Here is an 18,903-nt window from a genome sequence, read left to right on the forward strand (position 1 = left end):
TTATGAATGGGATTTGATTTTGGAATCAAAAAAATCGAGGAGAATTTTTGGTAACCATCTACCTTCAGGATTCTCAGGAGATGGATCACTGATAAATCCAACATGCCCCCCTTTTTCAGTAAGGACAGTTTGTAATAATGGATAAGATTTCCAACGGATTTCATGCCAAACTTCCGATGGCACAACAGGATCATCATCAGCATGGACAATGAGACCTGGAATTTTGATGCCAGACAAGTATTTTACGCTCGAGCAAATATTATAGTATTCGAGAACATTCGCATAACCAGAAACAGGTGCCGTAAAAAAATCATCAAAGTCAAAAAAAGACTTACTTTTTAAAACCTGTTCCTTTCGTTTTTCTGTGATATCATATATGCCAAGGTTTACCTTTTCTTTCATGGTCTCAAGAAAATGGTCTCGGTAAAAATTACCAGCCCTAGAATCAATAAAATCACAACTTCGTTTTAAGTCGAGAGGTGGGGATGTGGCCGTAAATGCCTTTGCATAATGTTCTCTTTTTTCACCAAAAAATTTTAACACCATATTGGCCGATAAAGAAAAACCAGATACAAATATAGATTTCGTAAAATGTTTAGAGATGTATTTTAAAACTACGTCAATATCTTCCGACTGGCCTGCGTTATATGGCTTTTTAGCTAGTCCTAATCCACGTCCACAATTGCGTAGGTTCATGCGCACAACTCCGTATCCTCGGTTGAGTGCTTCTTTTCCGACACTAACCATATAATGGGATTCGGAACTTCCTTCCATACCATGGACTAACATGATGTATGATCCATTCCAGGGAGACATTTTATTACGGACTTGGGATAGAGGAGGGTTATGTTCTAACCAAAGCAAATCCCCAGACCCATCATTTGTGGGAATGAGGATACTTTCTGAAAAGTACTCATCCTCCAACGCGTTGTCTGGAGGAAATAGTACATTGTAGACAGTTTGAAGGTGACGACCTTCTAAAAATCTTCTTGGTTTAAATTCTTTGTTAGACGACGTCAATTTTGTTTACGATTTTATCAACGATGCCATAAGCAAGCGCTTGTTCTGCATCCATATAATAATCTCGATCGGTGTCTTCCACCAATTGTTCATAGGATTTACCACAAGCGTCAGCTAACATCTGATTGAGTTTTTCTTTCGTTTTCACAATGTCCTGGGCATGGATGAGCAAATCCGTGGCAGGAGCTTGGATTTGTCCACCGATGGAAGGTTGGTGGATCATCACACGACCATTTGGCCAGATGTAACGATTCCCCTTTTTCCCACCAATGAGTAAAATGGATCCCATAGAAGCTGCCATCCCCATACAAACTGTATGCACAGGGGAGGTGATCATTTGCATGGTGTCATAAACCACAAGGCCTGATGTGACCACACCACCGGGGCTATTGATATAAAACGTAATTGGTTTTCCTGGATCTACCATTTCCAAATACATCAGTTTGGCAGTAAGATCTTTGGAGGATTCGTCAGTGACAGGACCCCAGAGAAAGATTTTCCGTTTTTCCAGGAACTTCTTTCCCATGTTTTTATCGCTTATGAGGTCTTGGATGGTTTCGGTGATTTCTTTTTCTGGTGTTTCTTCTTCTGGCATATTAGTTCAGTCTTTTCTGGTTAGACATATGAGGCAAGCGTTTCAGCTTGTAGTACACACCTAGAATCAGGAAAACACTAAAAGAAATAAAAAAGAAACGGAGTAAAAAGAGCGGTGGCTCTTTCCACTCTCCACCAAAACCGGCAGCACGGATGGATGCGGGAATGGCCTTGGGTTTGGTTACGGTTTTTTCCGGAAACTCTTCAAACTTTAAGACATGGGCAGTTTCGGAAAGTAAGTAGTATTTACGAGCTTCTTGTTCCAAGGCATAGGCATCATTTTTCAGACGCCTTTCCTTTTCTTCGAGTCCCTGATTCTCCACCAAAAGCCTCTCCACCTCAGCATTGAGAGTGATGAGTTCTTTTTCCAAACGCAAACGTTCCGCCATCCCCGACTCAGACAAAAGCCCAAGGTAGAGGCAGGCACAAACGTAGGTTAAGAGAAGAGAGGCTTTGGTTGCTGTCATTTTATCTTAGGTTGTAAAACGTACCCACTCCACTGTAGGTCGCATTTTTTCCGAGTTCTTCTTCGATGCGAAGGAGTTCGTTGTACTTTGCGATCCGATCGGTTCTGCTTAAGGAACCCGTTTTGATCTGACCAGAATTCGTGGCAACGGCAATGTGGGAAATCGTTGCATCTTCTGTTTCCCCAGACCTGTGAGAAACGACTGCCGTGTACTGCGCTTTTTTAGCCATTTCAATGGCACTCAGGGTCTCTGTCAAAGTTCCAATTTGGTTCACTTTGATGAGGATGGAATTACCGATCCCTTTTTCGATCCCTTGTGAGAGTTTTTTGATATTGGTTACGAACAAATCATCCCCCACAAGTTGGATCTTTTTCCCGAGTTTTTCGGAAAGTTTTTTCCAGCCTGTCCAATCATTTTCATCCAGACCGTCTTCCATGGTAATGATCGGATACTTGGATACTAAATTTGAGTAGTATTCTACAAGTTCTTCGGCTGTCTTTTCTGGTTTTTTCTCGGCTTTTAAAACATACTTTTTCTTTTTCTCATCATAAAACTCAGAAGCAGCACAATCGAGTCCAATTTTGATGTCTAGGTCTGGTTTGTAACCTGCCTTTTCGATGGCCGTGAGGATCACTTCAATTGCTTCACTATTGCTTGTTAGGTTTGGTGCAAATCCACCTTCGTCACCCACAGCGGTATTTAGGCCTTTGCCTTTTAATACAGATTTTAGGCTATGGAAAACTTCAGCACCCATCCGAAGGGCTTCGCGGAAATTCGGTGCCGAAACAGGAAGGATCATAAATTCTTGGAAGTCGATATTATTGTCCGCATGGGCACCACCATTGATGATGTTCATCATGGGAACAGGAAGTTCACGGGCAAATGTCCCACCGATATAACGGTAAAGTGGAAGGCCTGTATGTGCTGCTGCTGCTTTTGCCACTGCCATGGAAACACCCAAAAGTGCATTGGCACCTAACTTCGATTTATTGGCAGTTCCATCAAGGGAAATCATGGTTCCATCGATGAGAAGTTGGTTTGTTGCCGAAAGGCCAAGGATGGATTTCGAAATTTTGGAATTCACATTTTCAACGGCTTTGAGTACTCCTTTTCCAGAGTATCTTTTTTTATCACCGTCACGAAGTTCAACGGCTTCGTGTTCCCCAGTGGATGCCCCAGAGGGTACCGCCGCACGACCAAAAGAACCGTCTTCTAACGTGACATCCACTTCAACGGTTGGATTCCCTCTGGAATCCATTATTTCACGGGCTCTGACGGAACGAATGCTATCTTTTTGGGACATCGGGAATTGTTTCTCCTAAGGGATAATTTCCTTCCAGTCTTAGGAAATTTAAGCCTCTGACAATAAACTTTTTCGACAAAGAGCCTCGTTCCAGGAAAATGACTTAAAAAGAAGAGGGAACCGTGAACGAACGCCAAAAATTCACCCGCAATTTTTCCATCATTGCCCATGTCGACCACGGAAAGTCCACTCTGGCGGATCGTTTGCTTGAGATTGGTCTTGTCACAGACCAACGTACGAAAAAAGACCAAATCCTCGATTCCATGGACATCGAAAGGGAACGTGGGATCACAATCAAAGCAAACAATGCATCCTTTGATTACCATGCCAAAGACGGAAATATATACCACCTGAATTTAATTGATACTCCGGGCCACGTGGATTTTACGTACGAAGTCTCTCGTTCGCTTGCAGCTTGTGAAGGGGTGCTCCTCATCGTCGATGCAAGCCAAGGTGTGGAAGCACAAACTTTAGCAAACCTGTACCTTGCGATGGACCTTGACCTTCGCATCATCCCCGTGATCAATAAAATTGACCTTCCATCAGCAGACATCGACAAATGCAAATTGATGATTGAGGAATCTCTCGGTCTCAATCCCGAAGAAGCCATTCCTATCTCAGCAAAAACAGGGCTCAATGTCCAAGAAGTACTCGAAGCCATTTGTTATTTGTTACCACCTCCCAAGGGGGATGTGGAAGCACCTCTCAAAGCCCTAATCTATGATTCCTTTTTTGATACCTATATGGGTGTTGTCGCCAAAGTAAGGTTATATGATGGAAAACTTCGCAAAGGCGAAGTGATCCATATGATGAACATTGGCCGACAGTTTACCGTGACGGAAGTGGGGATCAACAGGCTCTCCATGGTGGCTTGCGAAGAATTACAAGCGGGGGACGTTGGGTATGTGGTTGCGGGGATGAAAAAGATGGGAGATGCCAAAACGGGGGATACCATCACCCATGCCAACCGCCAAACCGCTGAAGATGTCAAAGGGTTTAAAGATGCAAAACCCATGGTATTTGCTGGTCTGTTTCCGATCAACGGGGAAGACTTCGATGCGCTTGTTGATGCCATCGAAAAACTCAAATTAAACGACTCTGCCCTTACGTTTGAGAGGGAAAATTCGGCAGCACTCGGATTTGGATTCCGTGTGGGTTACCTTGGCCTCCTCCATATGGAGATTGTCCAAGAACGTTTGGAACGTGAATTTAATTTAGCCCTGATCACAACGGCACCATCTGTTAAGTTTCGGATCACCACTACCAAAGGGGACCTTATCGAAGTGGATAATCCAAGTAAATGGCCAGACCCCATTTTGATTGGAAAATCAGAAGAACCTTTTGTCAAAGCAACCATCATTGCGCCTGAATCGTATGTGGGAAATATCATGTCCCTTGTGATTGAAAAACGTGGGATCCATATGGACACGGTTTATTTATCCAAAGACAAACTCCAGTTAACCTATGAACTCCCTCTTGCAGAATTGATTTTTGAATTTTATGACAAACTCAAATCATATACGAAAGGGTATGCGTCTCTCGATTACGAAGAAGTAGGGTACAAGGATTCTAAACTTGTGCGAATGGACATCCTTGTCAATGGCGAACCTGTGGATGCTCTGTCATCCATCGTACACAAATCCAAGGCCGAGGAGAGGGGACGAGTCATCATCGAAAAACTAAAAGACCTCATCCCACGCCACCAGTTTATGATCCCACTGCAAGCCGCGATTGGCTCCAAAGTTGTGGCTCGGGAAAGTATCTCGGCCCTTCGTAAAAACGTAACGGCAAAATGTTACGGAGGGGATATTTCTCGTAAGAAAAAACTCCTCGAGAAACAGAAAGAAGGGAAAAAGAGAATGAAACAAATTGGAAACGTGGAAATCCCACAAGAAGCTTTTTTGTCCATTCTCAAAACGGGAGACTAAACGAGATTCCATTTGCCGAACGTTTCATTTGGCATAAAAGAATCCTTTCCCGATCTTCCGGTGAAAGTCACAAATTGCTTCGAGCATGCCATCATACGCGATGACCTTTTGCCATTTGGATTTGGAACCAAGTGGCGAAAGGTATACGGAGTCGTTCAATTTTTACATAGGAATCAAATCGGAAGGATTCTCCTTTGGGGATCAATCCATGGGAACTACTTGGCTAGTTTTACAACCATCCTCCGTCTTTTTGGATTTCATGTGGAAACGATTTCCTATACCAAAGACCCAAATCTAAAAACCTATAACGAAAGGTTGGTAAATCTCCATTCTCACTCAAATGTATGTTATGCGAAAAGAAAAGATGCTGAACTCCAATTTTTCGAAAGAGCAAACAATTTTCAGGGTCTCTGTTTACCGGAGTTTGGAATCCACCCGGCTTTAACGCATGGCCTTTCCCTTTTCTGGAAAGAATTAGCATCAGAAATCCATTCCAAAGTTCAGACTGCCAGTGATGGATCGGAAAAAATAGAGGACTTAAGCCAACCAAATGGTTGTGATGCGAAGGTTGCCATTTTGCTATTAGAGGTAGGATCGGGGGCAAGTTTCCTTTCTGCCTATGATTTCTTTCAGGATTCCAAAATTTTTGTACTTGGTATCATGGTCGGGGAAAGGAAAACCACTTGGCTCCCTAAAAGAGAAACCTTACAAAAAAAACTTGGATTGAAAATCCAAACCGTACCAAACGAAAATCTGATCGAATTCCCGGACGAACGTTTTTTAAACTCAAATCCTAAACCGTTTGGAAAAGAAAACCAAAGTCTCCCATTTCGCGAAGGAATCAGGTTTGCCAAAACTACAAATCAAATCAGAGATTGGATCGAAGGGTTTTATAATAAAACCAATATCATCCTCGATCCCATTTACAGTGCCAAGTCGACCTTCCATCTATTTGAGGATGAAAACATGGGACAGGCACCCAAATCCAAAACTCCCTTACAAACTCTAAAATCATACATGCCTACGGGAAGCGAGAACCTACCTTTCTTTTACCTCCACCAAGGAGGCCAAATCCAACACTTGGACTTGGTGCTGAAGAGGCCAAACACATGAAGTACCCCCATCTCCCACTTGTCTCCATTATATTACCAACGCATAACAGACGATATCTGCTAGAACGGTCGATCCAATCTGTATTAGACCAAACCTATCCAAACTGGGAACTCCACATCATCGATGATGGCTCAACTGACGACACTTGGTCCTATTTAGTCTCAAACCTCCCAATTTGGAAACGCCAAATGATTCCCATTGGTAGATACAAAAAATCAATCCAAATCCACCAAACAGAACGTAATGGGGTGAGTTCCGCACGTAATCTTGGATTAGAGAAAACTGAAGGGGAATGGATCACACTACTCGATTCTGATGATGAATGGTTCAAAGAAAAACTAGAAAAACAAATTGATTACCACCTAGAGAATCCAGAACTCTTCTTTTCACAAACCAATGAAATATGGAATAAAAAAGGAAACATTCTCGAACCAAAAGGAAAGTACAAAAAAATACCGGGAAGGTTCTTAGAACAATCACTTGAACTCTGTATGGTCACTTGTTCTAGTTTCATTGCACACAAACAAACATTATCCCAAATTGGATTCTTTCGTCCTGAAATGAAAACATGTGAAGATTATGATTTGTGGAATCGCATTTTATTATCTGGGTTTAACATTGGTTTATTGGAAGAAAATCTCCTCATACGTTTCGGTGGTCATGATGACCAGTTGTCGATGCAATACAAAGCGATCGAAAGATTTCGATTGTATTCTTTGTTATCTATCAGAAATGAAATGATTTTTGCATCGGGTGATGGGAACCAAAAGAAAGTAGAAAATGGAATTCCAATGGTTACGAATCAAATGGACCAAATCTTATTACGAAAAGCCATCCTCAATCGATTGGATACCTTATTCCAAGGCAGGTTGAAACGAGGAAAAGAAATCCAATTTTTAACCCACATCCAAACCCAAGTTCTAGAAAACTTAAAAATTCCCAAAAAGGAATTGTTGACTTTGCTTGATGACTCCCTATTCTAATGGATAATTTTTGAGGTCCTATGAATCGTATCCTTTTTTTATCGCTACTCATTGTTGGTTTTAGTTTCACTGTTCCCATTTTCTCACAGGAAAATCCAGGCCATGACATTCGTTTTAGAGTCTCAGTTAACAATGTGCCTTATCCCACAAAAACCAATCCCTATTACCTAAGCCATATCCTAGAAGTGAGGATCTTTCGCCATTTGAACTTGGATTTTTCACCGAGTGAATTGGAAGCGATGGTTGATTTTATGATCACACATGCATCCAAAGACCACCCAAACCAAATTTATCTACCTGGGTATGAGAAAGAGGAGGAGCTTATCATTGGCTTTCGCTATATCGAAAAAGAGGGAGATTTACTTTTCCTCGTGGTCACAAATTTTAACGTCGAAAAAAACAAAATTGATACGAGTGATTTCCAAAAACAATTAGCGACGATCTGCCAAGTAAAATCCAATCGATTTGTATACTTTGAAGATTTGTACTCTGAAAAAAAAGTATCGGAATACAAAGAAGAAGGTAAACTGTTAAGCCTTGCGAATTTATATTTAATGGACGAAGACCCAAATAACGATGATTTGGTGGAACCACTCTTAGATAAAATCTTAAAAGATGAATCAAAACACCCATTGGAAAAATTTTATGCTTTTTTGACAAAAGGCCAATTGGCTCTGATCCAAAAAAACTTCACCACCGCAGAAGAGATCAAAGGGAAATCCAATCTTTATTTAAGTGCGCTGAAAGGGGAAGACAAAGAAAGAGCGGAATATGTACTAAGATTGTTTTCTAAGGAACTGGAAACAATGAAGGCCTTTCAAAAAACGAAAAACCAACTCTTTCAAATTTAGGCATAAAAAAACCCGGAGTGTAAGTCCGGGTTTTTCATTTCTTTCTGAAAATACAGTTTTTGAATTAACTTGAAATGTATTCTCGATTGAGGCGCGTGATGAAGTTCACCGAAATTTCTTTCGGACAAGCAGCTTCACATTCGTATTGGTTCGTACAATTTCCAAATCCTTCTTTGTCCATCGCACTCACCATTTTACGTACCCTTTCTTTTTTCTCTACCACACCTTGTGGTAAAAGTGCCAAGTGGGATACCTTTGCCGAAACAAATAACATTGCGGATGCATTTTTACATGCAGCCACACATGCCCCGCACCCAATGCAAGTGGCAGCGTCCATCGCAAGGTCAGCATCCACTTTTGGGATTGGGAGTGCGTTTCCATCAGGTGCTCCACCTGTGTTTACGTTAATGTAACCACCAGCCTGGATGATGCGATCAAATGCAGAACGGTCCACAACCAAATCCTTGGTCACAGGGAACGCTTTTGCTCGCCAAGGTTCAATCACAACGGTATCCCCGTCTTTGAACTTTCGCATATGCAATTGGCAAGTTGTGGTTCCTTTTTCTGGACCATGAGGAACACCGTTGATCACCATAGAACATGACCCACAAATCCCTTCCCGACAGTCATGATCGAAAGCAATCGGATCTTCTCCTTTTTTGATGAGGTCATCATTCACAACATCTAACATTTCTAAAAAGGACATATGTTCATTTACATTGTTTGCTTCGTAACTGACCATACGACCTTTGTCGTTTTTGTCCTTTTGTCTCCAAACTTTCAGGTGTAACTTCATATTATCCATTATTTGTAGCTCCTTACGGCTAAGTGGATGTTTTCGTATTCGAGTTTTTCACGGTGTTCTACTGGAGTTTTTCCTTCTCCTTGGTATTCCCAAGCCGATACGTGGCAGAATTTTTCATCGTTACGTTTCGCTTCACCATCTTCCGTTTGGTGTTCTTCGCGGAAGTGACCACCACAAGACTCTTCCCGAGTAAGGGCATCAAGGCACATGAGTTCGCCAAACTCTAAAAAGTCGGCAACTCGACCTGCTTTCTCTAACTCTTGGTTGAGCTCAGACCCTGAGCCTGCTACTTTTACATTCTTCCAGAATTCCTCACGGAGTTCAGGGATTTTTTTCAAAGCATCTTTTAGGCCTTTTTCGTTACGTGCCATACCACATTGGTCCCACATGATCTTTCCAAGTGCCCTATGGAAATCATCTGGTGTTTTTTTCCCATTGATGTTTAGAAGTTTGTTTGTCATTTCACGAACACGGGCTTCTGCTTCTTTGAACTCAGGTCGGTCAGTAGAAATATTCTTTGCACCTTCTTTGGCAAAATAATCACCGATGGTGTAAGGGATCACAAAGTAACCATCTGCAAGACCTTGCATCAGAGCAGAAGCTCCTAGTCGGTTCGCGCCATGGTCTGAGAAGTTTGCTTCCCCAAGGACATGGAGGCCAGGGATGTTTGACATCAGGTTGTAATCCACCCAAAGTCCACCCATCGTGTAGTGAACCGCAGGGTAAATTCGCATCGGAACTTTGTATGGGTTTTCGCCAGTGATCCTTTCATACATTTGGAAGAGGTTGTCATAACGGTCTGCCACAACATTTTCTCCCAATCGTTTGATGGAATCAGAAAAGTCCAAATACACACCTAATCGTTTGTCACCCACTTTTGGTCCTACACCGAGGCCATTGTCACAGGCTTCTTTCGCCGAACGAGAGGAGATATCACGTGGGGCAAGGTTTCCGTAAGATGGGTATTTTCTTTCTAGGTAATAATCTCTTTCTTCCTCTGGAATTTCGTGTGGAGGGCGAAGGTCATCCTTTTTCTTAGGCACCCACACTCGTCCGTCATTTCGGAGGGATTCCGACATCAGGGTGAGTTTGGATTGGTAATCACCAGATTGAGGGATACAAGTTGGGTGGATTTGTGTATAACATGGGTTTGCAAATGCTGCCCCTTTTTTATAAGCACGGTAGGTTGCCGTTACATTAGATCCTTTTGCGTTTGTGGAAAGGTAAAATACGTTTCCATACCCACCGGAAGCCAAAATCACCGCATCCCCAGCATGGGAAGAAATCTCACCGGTCACAAGATCACGGACAACAATTCCTTTTGCATGTCCATCCACGAGTACTAACTCAAGCATCTCTGTTCTTGGGTACATCTTTACCGCACCACGAGAGATTTGTTTTTCTAGAGCAGAGTAGGCACCAAGGAGTAACTGTTGGCCAGTTTGTCCTTTTGCATAAAACGTACGAGATACTTGGGCACCACCAAAGGAACGATTCGATAAAGTTCCACCATACTCACGGGCAAACGGAACTCCTTGCGCCACACATTGGTCAATGATGTTGGTAGAAACTTGTGCCAAACGATAGACGTTTGCTTCTCTTGCGCGGAAGTCCCCACCTTTTACCGTGTCATAGAACAATCGGTAAACCGAGTCACCATCGTTTTGGTAGTTTTTTGCCGCATTGATCCCACCTTGGGCTGCAATCGAGTGGGCACGTCTTGGGCTATCTTGGAAACAAAATACAGATACTTGGTAACCAAGTTCGGATAGTGTGGCTGCAGCAGAGGCTCCCGCAAGTCCTGTTCCGACAATGATCACTTTGTACTTTCGTTTGTTCGCTGGGTTCACTAATTTGATGTCTTGTTTGTGTTTGTCCCATTTTTGTTCTAATGGGCCCGATGGTATTTTTGAATCTAATTTCATATTCTCTCCTAAAACCCCTTAACGCACATACCCGAGTAAAATCGAGAGTGGCATGGAACAATTTCCAATCAAAACGAGGAGTCCAAGTCCTGTGGAAATCTTTTGGATGGTGGGATTGTGTTTTGGTGCAAGGATGCCTAACGTTTGTAACATGGAACCCAAAGCATGGGAAAAATGCAGAGCAAGGAAAACCATAAAAACTACATATGAGATCGCAATGGTTGGGTCTTGGAATCCGAGGATTACCATCGCATACACATCATGCACCACATCTCCATTTTTTAAAATGTATTCGTGAGAGTAGTGGTCTGGGTTGGTATATCCCAAAGTGAAATGTGCTAAATGGTAAATGAGAAAGGTTAAGAGTAACAACCCACTATAAGCCATTGTGCGAGACGCAAACGATGCTTGGATCGTGGAATTCTTTGCATAAGAGACCGGACGGGCACTGCTATTTTCCAATTTTAGGAGGATGGCGGTGCAAACATGACCCACAAAAGCCACAAGGAGTCCAATCCGTGCCACCCAGAGAAGGGGACCTAAATCTTTGAGAAACTTTGCGTAGGTGTTTAATTTTTCTGGTCCTTGGAAAACTTGAAGGTTTCCGACCATATGAAGGATCACGAATCCAAACCAGATAAATCCAGTAATGGCCATTATGATCTTCTTTCCAATTGAGGAACGAAAGAAGTCTAGACTCAACGTCATTGAAGAGCTCCTGTTAGAGTGTAGGTGTAAATTTTTCTATTACGTCCAAATTTAGACAGATTCCACTTTCCGTAAATTCATAAATCTTATTAGGGCCAAAATGAGATTTTGAGTTTGTTTCTCAATAAAGTAGATGGGGGAAGTCGGATGAAAAAAGAGATTGAGTCCCTTCCTGGAATCGAAATTCTGATTTCAGTTTGCGACCCATTCCAAAGAATCGAACCTTTCGCACTGCATTGTCCAAAATTTCCACCTGTTTGGTAAACATTTGCATCTGTTTTTCCATTGGAAATTGTGGGAGTAGCCTCCCTAAGACCAATTTGGAAGAACGAAAACAGTTTTTAAAAGCTGTGGGCCTTCCAATCCTTGTTTCCATCCAACCAAGGCATAACAAAGATAAAAAAGAATTACAACTTTTCATTAAAACCGAAAACCTAACAAAAGTTAACATTTCGAAATTTCAAATTTTGTTTTTTGCCAGTGATGGGAATCGTCAATTGTTAATCCCAGATGAAAGTAAAACTCCAGAACTGATTTGTTCCATCCAAAAAAAAATCCAACCCAATTCGATATACAAATGTTTGGTTGGGCCCTATGTTTTTACCCAATTATGGAATTCAATACAAGTACAATCGATTTCATTCACAACAGAAGACCAGATTCGGCATGTGATCGATGAGGAAGACCTAAACGACGTCATCCTTTGGTTATAAAAAACTTGAAGCCTGTAGGACAAATTGTACCTTTTAAAAAACTTTTCTTTCATTCGTGTTGACAGTTAGCTCCCAAACATTTACCGTTTCCTGACTTATATGTTTTCCAATCTCCGACATGACATCCCTTCTGGCCTCGTTGTATTTTTAGTTGCACTCCCTTTGTGTTTAGGAGTCGCACTCGCTAGTGGCGCACCTTTATTATCGGGAGTGATTTCCGGTGTGATCGGTGGAATTGTTGTAGGAGTCATTAGCCATTCAAATACAAGTGTCAGTGGACCTGCTGCAGGACTTGTTACGTTGGTGCTTGCTGCTTTGGCAGGCCTTGGAGACTACCGAACTTTTTTACTTGCCGTCTTTTTATCTGGGCTCATCCAAATGGGACTCGGATTCCTGCGAGCTGGATTCATAGCCAATTACATCCCTTCCAATGTGATCCAAGGCCTTCTTGCTTCCATTGGGATCATCTTAATCTTAAAACAAATCCCTCATGCGGTAGGATTTGATATAGACCCAGAAGAAGATTTTATTTTTTTCCAAAGGGACGGTGAAAATACATTTTCTGAACTTTTGAATATCAAAAAATATTTCTCCTGGGGTGCCTTAACCATTTCCTTAGTTTCACTCTTATTCATGGTGGTTTATGACAAACTAAAATGGAAAGGACTAAAGTATATCCCATCACCGATCCTTGTCATCCTAACTGGAGTTTTGCTAAACCAATGTTTCTTTTTGTTCTTTCCTGGACTTTTTCTTTCAGAAAAACATCTGGTTTCGATTCCCAAAATCCAAAATTGGGATTCAATTTTTCTTTATCCAGATTTTTCAAACATTATGAGTCCAACGGTTTGGTATTATGCATTTACCATAGCTGCTTTTGCCACTTTGGAAACCTTACTGAATTTGGATGCAGTGGAAAAGATTGATCCACACAAAAGGCTTGCTTCTCCTAACCGAGAACTTGTAGCCCAAGGGATCGGAAATTCATTATCAGGTCTTATCGGTGGGCTTCCGATTACTTCTGTGATTGTTAGAAGTACGGTGAATATATATGCAGGTGCAAAATCAAAAATTTCAACTATCTTTCATGGAATCCTACTTGGCTCTAGTGTTGTATTTTTAAGTTCAGCTTTCAATCTTATCCCTTTATCTTCGTTAGCTGTGATTTTAATTGTAACCGGATTTAAATTAACCAATATTGCATTGTACAAATCCCTTTACAAAAAAGGAATTTATCAATTTTTACCTTTTGTAGCAACGATCCTTGCAATTATTTTTACCGATTTACTCACAGGTGTTTTAATTGGTTTGAGCATTAGTTTTTTATTCATCTTAAAGAATCATTACAAAAATCCATTTTCCGTAGAAACGGAAAACCTAAACATAGGCGAGACCATTCGTATTGAACTTCCTAACCAAGTTTCGTTTTTAAACAAAGCATCCATCAAAGATACGTTATGGTCTCTGCCTGAAAATACAAAAGTAATCGTGGATGCTACCATTTGTAATTTCATTGATCACGATATATTAGAAATATTAGAAGAATTCAAATCCGTTGTTTCTGTTGAGAAAAACATACAATTGAATTTGATTGGTGTAAAAGAACACTACGAACTGACAGACCAAGTGCAATTTGTGAATATCTTGGACAAAGAAGCACAACAGAAACTATCACCTAACGAAATTCTAGAATTTCTCAAAAGAGGAAACGAAAGATTTGTAAAAGGTAAATGGTCCGAAAAATATTTTAAACACCAAGTAAACGCCACAGCATTTGGACAAAATCCTATCGCAGTTGTTTTGTCTTGTATTGATTCTAGAACGAGTCCTGAAATTATATTCGATGCTGGTCTTGGCGATCTCATATCCATTCGCATCGCAGGGAATATCGTAAACCAAGAAATTTTGGGAAGTTTGGAACTATCTTGCGCTAAAATCGGAACAAAACTCATCGTTGTCCTAGGGCATTCCAACTGTGGAGCTGTTTCCAGTGCAATCTATTCACTAAAAGACGGAAATATCGCAAGTATCACAAATAAAATCCAAAAAGCCATCGATGGATCCGATTCCAAACTTCAAGTTGGAAAAGAAGGGAACGAACATATCTTCAATCATGTTGTGAAAGCAAATGTATTAAACTCCATTTCAGAAATATTGGAATCAAGTGTTTACTTAAAAGAGCAGGTGGATTCTGGGGCCTTTAAAATTGTACCTGCCTTTTATGATACGTCTTCAGGGGAAGTGCAATTTTTTGATTTTGTGAGAGTTGGCTCACACTAACCGAATTTTTCATTTAAACTTCGTTTTCGTAAACTGGAACAAATAATGGTTTGAAAGCAGATCGATTGTAATATCCTAAAAATGCGTTGGCAAGGACAACAAAAATACCAATTGGCAATCCATCTTGTGCCAACATCAAATGGACAAAGAAAATATTTATGGCAATTGGTGCGATGATGACGGATGCTAAAGGCACAAAACGTCCAAACAAAAACGCCAAAGCACATACAAGTTCTGTTAATTTAAGCAAAGTAATGAAATAACCCGAAGCCTTCAATCCTTCGTTGAAAACTTTAAAATTACCAGTTAATTCTGGCTCTTGAACCAAATTAAACAGAACGGCAATGGAAGAAAAAAGAAAAAGAGCACCTAACAAAACTCGAACAATGGTATACACAATTTTCATCAATTTCTCCTTCAGATATTGCAAACAAAACCATCATTTCCGTACTAAAATCCTGGAAACAATTCACAAATATCTACTAAATCGTAAGGGATTTGCCTCCCATTTCCAACCGTAAAATTTTAAAATTTAATGCAATTTGCTCATTTTTCTTGCTTCCTTGGGCAATATATTCCCAATCCAATGAAATTGATGATTAGGCATAATCGTTGAGAACTTTGTATTTTTTATTTCTATCGGCCTTTTTCTTGTTTGTTTCCTGTCGCTCAACCGAGAGAGATTTAGGTAATACCAAAGAAAAGGAAGGAAAAAGGTCCTCCTTTGCGTTGCAATATGAATTTGACCTTCCTACAAAAGTACTAAAAGTGGGACCCAATTTAGAAATTTCGATCGGGAAATTTGCCCTCCATTCATTCCAATCATTCGCATCACAGGTATTTGATGTAAGTTCCTTCAAAGTGAGAAATGAAAACGACACACTTTCCCCTGGGACAATTGTTCTACGTAAAGTTCAGGTCAACCGGACTCTTTATTTTGAAGAAGGGACAACCAATTTCCAACATGCCACGTTTGCATCGATTGTAGAATTTATACTCGTAAAAGAATCGGGTGAATCCTACCGCATCTTAGGTCAGTCAGAACCGATCCAAACAAAAACGATTCCATTTAGTCCGAATGACCAAGAATCAGAAATGACAATTTCAACAAGCATTCGAGAAGCCATCGAAGTAGGACTGAATCAAATTTTGGATCCAAAAATTGATGAGAAATTAGAACCAAATAGTAAGATGTTCCATAAAAGAAATTAGGTTTCCTAGATTTTTATTGAAAATCAAATTGTCTGAAACCCAATTCCAAAGACTAAAATAGAGCGAGAGATAATGAAAATTAAAACAAGAGCGATAAATATAATATTAGCATTTTTGATCATAGGTTGCGCAAGTGATACCATCTTGATCAAAAAAATAAAACAAGAGAACAAAAAAGAATCAAGTGAACTGATCGAAAAAGACAATACATTATGGAACCAATCAGGAGCCCTCGGCTTCAAACCAATCCATTATGCAGCTGAATACGGCGATATTGAATTGGTGAAAAAGTTAATCCAAAAAGGTGCGAATGTAAACGAAAAAACGGGAACTTTTTTCTCAGGTAGTACCAAAGATGGAAACTTAACACCACTTCATTTAGCAATTGAATATGGCCATTTAGAAGTTGCAAAACTTTTGATTGAAAATGGAGCAGACATCAACTCACAAACCTATCGAAATTACACGATATTAACAATCGTATGGAAAAAAGCATGGTTGGCTAAAGATTTGGAAAAACTAAAAAAAGAAATCGAATTTGTTTCTTCCCTGAATACAAATCTTGAATTCTCAGATAACCCACTTGCAAATTATATCATTTCATATTATCCAACATTATTTAATAACATCGATTTATTCCAATCATACATGCAAAAAAATTTATATTTAAATTGCTGTAACCGAGTCGCATCACCAATGCTAGGTTTCGCCAATCTAGATTCAAAAAAACAACAGGAAAGGCAAGTCAGCTTAGAAATTTTAAAAATCATTCTCGAAAAGGATATCGATTTAAATATACAAAATCCAAAAGAAGGACTGTCTAACCGCACTGGATTCCAAAGGGTATTCGGTTACGAAAACAAGGAAGCTACGGAAGCCAAGGCATTAATTCTGAAAAAATACCCGAATATCCTTACTCCAGAAAGTAAATTTATTTCATCTGGTAGAGAATTCTCATACTTTGTTTACGACGTACTCATTGGTTGGTGGCTCAATTTTTTCTTCTGATTTGAAACGTTTTGCCATTAGAGGCAATCGAGTCATCTGCTAAAACAAAGTTACTCTTGTATAGAATGGAACCATTTCAGTGTAACCCATGTGAGTGATCTAATGTGTTACCGATGTGCCTTTCTATACAAAAACCCCCATCCCAAATGCGACATAATACTAATTATGGGAAGTGACTCACTACCTCACGTAAGAATCTACTCGAAACTCTAGTCATTGCATCCTCTAAAAATCTACTCCAAACAGATATCGTTACAGTTTGCCACACGGACTGGAATCCAAACCAAGGAATCCTAGGAACAGGGAATCCGATTGTTCCTAAATGGAGGATGCGTTTCGAATGAGTCTTGGTTGCAAATCTTGAAACCGAATTTCCTTTTTTACCTCATTTATGTTTTTTTAGTTGCAAATGCCAAATGGATGGATTTCATTTTCTTCCAAAGATTAAAAACGGAACATTGTTCAACCCAATGAATTTCGGTGTTTTATCCATGAGGAAAGGAATGACAAAGCAAACGATTCGAGATCCAAAAGTTGTGATCATCGGTGCGGGTATGACAGGAATCCTTCTCGCCATTGAATTGGAGAGAATGGGAATTAAGGACATTACGCTTCTAGAAAAGAAAAATGATTTGGGAGGGACTTGGAGAGAAAATACCTATCCAGGTGTTGCCTGTGATATCCCTGCCCATATGTATACGTATAGTTTTGCACCGAATCCTGAGTGGAGCCATCGGTTTGCCCATGGAAACGAAATCCACACCTATTTCAAACGAGTGAGTGATGAGTATAGGGTCACTCCCAAAATCCATTTCAATGAAGCAGTGACCGAAGCATCGTACCAAAATGGGAAATGGACCACAAAAACATCCAAAGGGGAAACTTATATTTCGGATTTTCTGATTTCTGCTACAGGGATCTTACACCATCCAGCAAAACCAAATATCCCTGGTCTTGACTCATTCAAAGGAAAATGTTTTCACACTGCAGAATGGGACCATTCCGTTCCTTTGGAAGGAAAACGGATTGGTGTGATTGGCACAGGTTCCACAGCAGCGCAAGTGATTCCAGAAATGATCAAAGTTGGCAAAAAGGTTTCTGTATTCCAAAGGACACCCCAATGGATCGTGAAAGTGCCAGATACCGTTTATACCGAAGAGGACAAAAAAAAATGGAGAAAGGAACCAAATATCTTAAAACGATTTCATAAATGGTATACCTTTGCCGTCGAACAAACATTTTCTAAGGCCGTGATTGGAAAAAAAATCCCACATTTGCTCATGAGTTTTTTGTGCAAACGAAACTTACGAACTTCCATTAAAGACCCAGTTCTCCGACAAAAACTAACACCGAATTATCGGGTTGGTTGCAAACGAGTCATTGTTAATTCCACTTTTTACGATGCCATTCAAAAACCGAACGCGGATTTGGTAACGGAAGGGATTGAAAGGATCACCGAAAATGGTGTCATCACTAAGGATGGAAAATTACATGAACTGGATGTTTTGATTTTGGCAACTGGATTCCATCCATTTAATTTTATGCGTCCCATGAACCTAACAGGCGAAAATGGAATATCCATTGAAACTGTATGGAAAAAGAAAGTGCAGGCATATCGTTCCCTATTCATCCCCCACTTCCCCAATTTTGTTTTGATGCTCGGTCCAAACACCCCTATTGGAAATTTTTCCGTCATTGCAATGAGTGAGGTCCAAACGAAATATGTATTAAAAATCATCGAAGACTGGCGCAAAGGTAAATTCGATGCAATCGATGCGAAAGAGGAAGCATTACAACGATTTGCTGCTTATTTAAAGAAAGGAATGGCAGGTACGGTGTGGCTCGGAGGTTGCCAAAGTTGGTACTTAGATCCAGATGGTGACCCTGCAATGTGGCCATACACTTGGAGCAGATGGGAAAAGGAAATGAAAACTCCAGACTACCAGGATTTTCATCTCATCACAACGTAATCTTTTTTTAAAATCCTAAACAA

17 protein-coding genes are annotated in these 18,903 nt (G+C 40.4%); 9 read left to right on the forward strand and 8 right to left on the reverse strand.

The genetic code is table 11. The annotated features are described in order from the left end of the window. Genes EHQ62_RS03465 through eno form a run of 4 tightly spaced genes read right to left on the reverse strand, consistent with a single transcriptional unit; the run spans position 1 to position 3,384 of the window. Positions 1-1,020 (reverse strand): YheT family hydrolase, encoded by a 1,020-nt coding sequence (locus EHQ62_RS03465; RefSeq protein ID WP_135640850.1) that lies wholly within the window; start codon positions 1,018-1,020, stop codon positions 1-3. Further along, entirely contained in the window at positions 1,007-1,615 is a 609-nt protein-coding gene (locus EHQ62_RS03470; RefSeq protein WP_135640851.1) for a ClpP family protease, read from the reverse strand. The genes EHQ62_RS03465 and EHQ62_RS03470 overlap by 14 nt, the downstream gene beginning before the upstream one ends. 1 nt (position 1,616) lies before the next feature. Further along, positions 1,617-2,081, reverse strand: a complete 465-nt coding sequence (locus tag EHQ62_RS03475; RefSeq protein WP_135640852.1) for an FtsB family cell division protein — start codon at positions 2,079-2,081, stop codon at positions 1,617-1,619. Position 2,082: 1 nt separating this feature from the next. Beyond that, complete coding sequence (gene eno, locus EHQ62_RS03480) at positions 2,083-3,384, reverse strand: phosphopyruvate hydratase (RefSeq protein ID WP_135640853.1); 1,302 nt, start codon at positions 3,382-3,384, stop codon at positions 2,083-2,085. A 122-nt stretch (positions 3,385-3,506) separates the two neighbouring features. Between eno and lepA the strand changes: the two genes are divergently transcribed. Genes lepA through EHQ62_RS03500 form a run of 4 tightly spaced genes read left to right on the forward strand, consistent with a single transcriptional unit; the run spans position 3,507 to position 8,259 of the window. Further along, positions 3,507-5,312 (forward strand): translation elongation factor 4, encoded by a 1,806-nt coding sequence (lepA, locus tag EHQ62_RS03485; RefSeq protein ID WP_135640854.1) that lies wholly within the window; start codon positions 3,507-3,509, stop codon positions 5,310-5,312. A gap of 12 nt (positions 5,313-5,324) precedes the next feature. Further along, the gene (locus EHQ62_RS03490; protein ID WP_135640855.1) at positions 5,325-6,425 is read left to right on the forward strand and encodes a 1-aminocyclopropane-1-carboxylate deaminase; all 1,101 of its coding nucleotides are present in this window, start codon (positions 5,325-5,327) and stop codon (positions 6,423-6,425) included. After that, entirely contained in the window at positions 6,422-7,408 is a 987-nt protein-coding gene (locus EHQ62_RS03495; RefSeq protein WP_135640856.1) for a glycosyltransferase family 2 protein, read from the forward strand. The genes EHQ62_RS03490 and EHQ62_RS03495 overlap by 4 nt, the downstream gene beginning before the upstream one ends. 20 nt (positions 7,409-7,428) lie before the next feature. Further along, positions 7,429-8,259 carry a hypothetical protein gene (locus EHQ62_RS03500; RefSeq protein ID WP_135640857.1) on the forward strand — a complete coding sequence of 277 codons (831 nt, stop codon included), beginning with the start codon at positions 7,429-7,431 and terminating at the stop codon, positions 8,257-8,259. Between the two features lie 64 nt (positions 8,260-8,323). Here the strand turns inward: EHQ62_RS03500 and EHQ62_RS03505 are convergent, their stop codons facing one another. From EHQ62_RS03505 to EHQ62_RS03515, 3 genes are read right to left on the reverse strand one after another with little or no spacing between them, the layout of a single operon-like run. Next, complete coding sequence (locus EHQ62_RS03505) at positions 8,324-9,055, reverse strand: succinate dehydrogenase/fumarate reductase iron-sulfur subunit (protein WP_039929027.1); 732 nt, start codon at positions 9,053-9,055, stop codon at positions 8,324-8,326. Between the two features lie 8 nt (positions 9,056-9,063). Further along, positions 9,064-10,989, reverse strand: a complete 1,926-nt coding sequence (locus EHQ62_RS03510) for a fumarate reductase/succinate dehydrogenase flavoprotein subunit (protein ID WP_135640858.1) — start codon at positions 10,987-10,989, stop codon at positions 9,064-9,066. 18 nt (positions 10,990-11,007) lie between these two features. Next, a complete protein-coding gene (locus EHQ62_RS03515; RefSeq protein WP_135640859.1) occupies positions 11,008-11,697 on the reverse strand; it encodes a succinate dehydrogenase cytochrome b subunit in 690 nt (229 codons plus the stop codon). Between the two features lie 197 nt (positions 11,698-11,894). Between EHQ62_RS03515 and EHQ62_RS03520 the strand changes: the two genes are divergently transcribed. Together EHQ62_RS03520 and EHQ62_RS03525 are read left to right on the forward strand one after the other, a co-directional pair. Further along, positions 11,895-12,410: a hypothetical protein gene (locus EHQ62_RS03520; RefSeq protein WP_244241615.1), complete on the forward strand. Its 516-nt coding sequence runs from the start codon at positions 11,895-11,897 to the stop codon at positions 12,408-12,410. A gap of 99 nt (positions 12,411-12,509) precedes the next feature. Next, complete coding sequence (locus tag EHQ62_RS03525; protein WP_135640860.1) at positions 12,510-14,690, forward strand: SulP family inorganic anion transporter; 2,181 nt, start codon at positions 12,510-12,512, stop codon at positions 14,688-14,690. Between the two features lie 13 nt (positions 14,691-14,703). Here the strand turns inward: EHQ62_RS03525 and EHQ62_RS03530 are convergent, their stop codons facing one another. Continuing rightward, positions 14,704-15,096, reverse strand: a complete 393-nt coding sequence (locus tag EHQ62_RS03530) for a DoxX family membrane protein (protein ID WP_135640861.1) — start codon at positions 15,094-15,096, stop codon at positions 14,704-14,706. 206 nt (positions 15,097-15,302) lie between these two features. On the opposite strand from EHQ62_RS03530, the gene EHQ62_RS03535 reads away from it, so the two are divergent. The 3 genes from EHQ62_RS03535 (at position 15,303) to EHQ62_RS03545 (ending at position 18,880) form a co-directional block, all read left to right on the forward strand. After that, a complete protein-coding gene (locus EHQ62_RS03535; RefSeq protein WP_135640862.1) occupies positions 15,303-15,902 on the forward strand; it encodes a hypothetical protein in 600 nt (199 codons plus the stop codon). Between the two features lie 72 nt (positions 15,903-15,974). Continuing rightward, positions 15,975-16,910: an ankyrin repeat domain-containing protein gene (locus EHQ62_RS03540; protein ID WP_135640863.1), complete on the forward strand. Its 936-nt coding sequence runs from the start codon at positions 15,975-15,977 to the stop codon at positions 16,908-16,910. 503 nt (positions 16,911-17,413) lie between these two features. Continuing rightward, entirely contained in the window at positions 17,414-18,880 is a 1,467-nt protein-coding gene (locus EHQ62_RS03545) for a flavin-containing monooxygenase (protein WP_135640864.1), read from the forward strand. Positions 18,881-18,903 lie beyond the last annotated feature (23 nt).

It is taken from the genome of Leptospira jelokensis (assembly GCF_004769635.1).
Lineage (GTDB): Bacteria > Spirochaetota > Leptospiria > Leptospirales > Leptospiraceae > Leptospira_A > Leptospira_A jelokensis.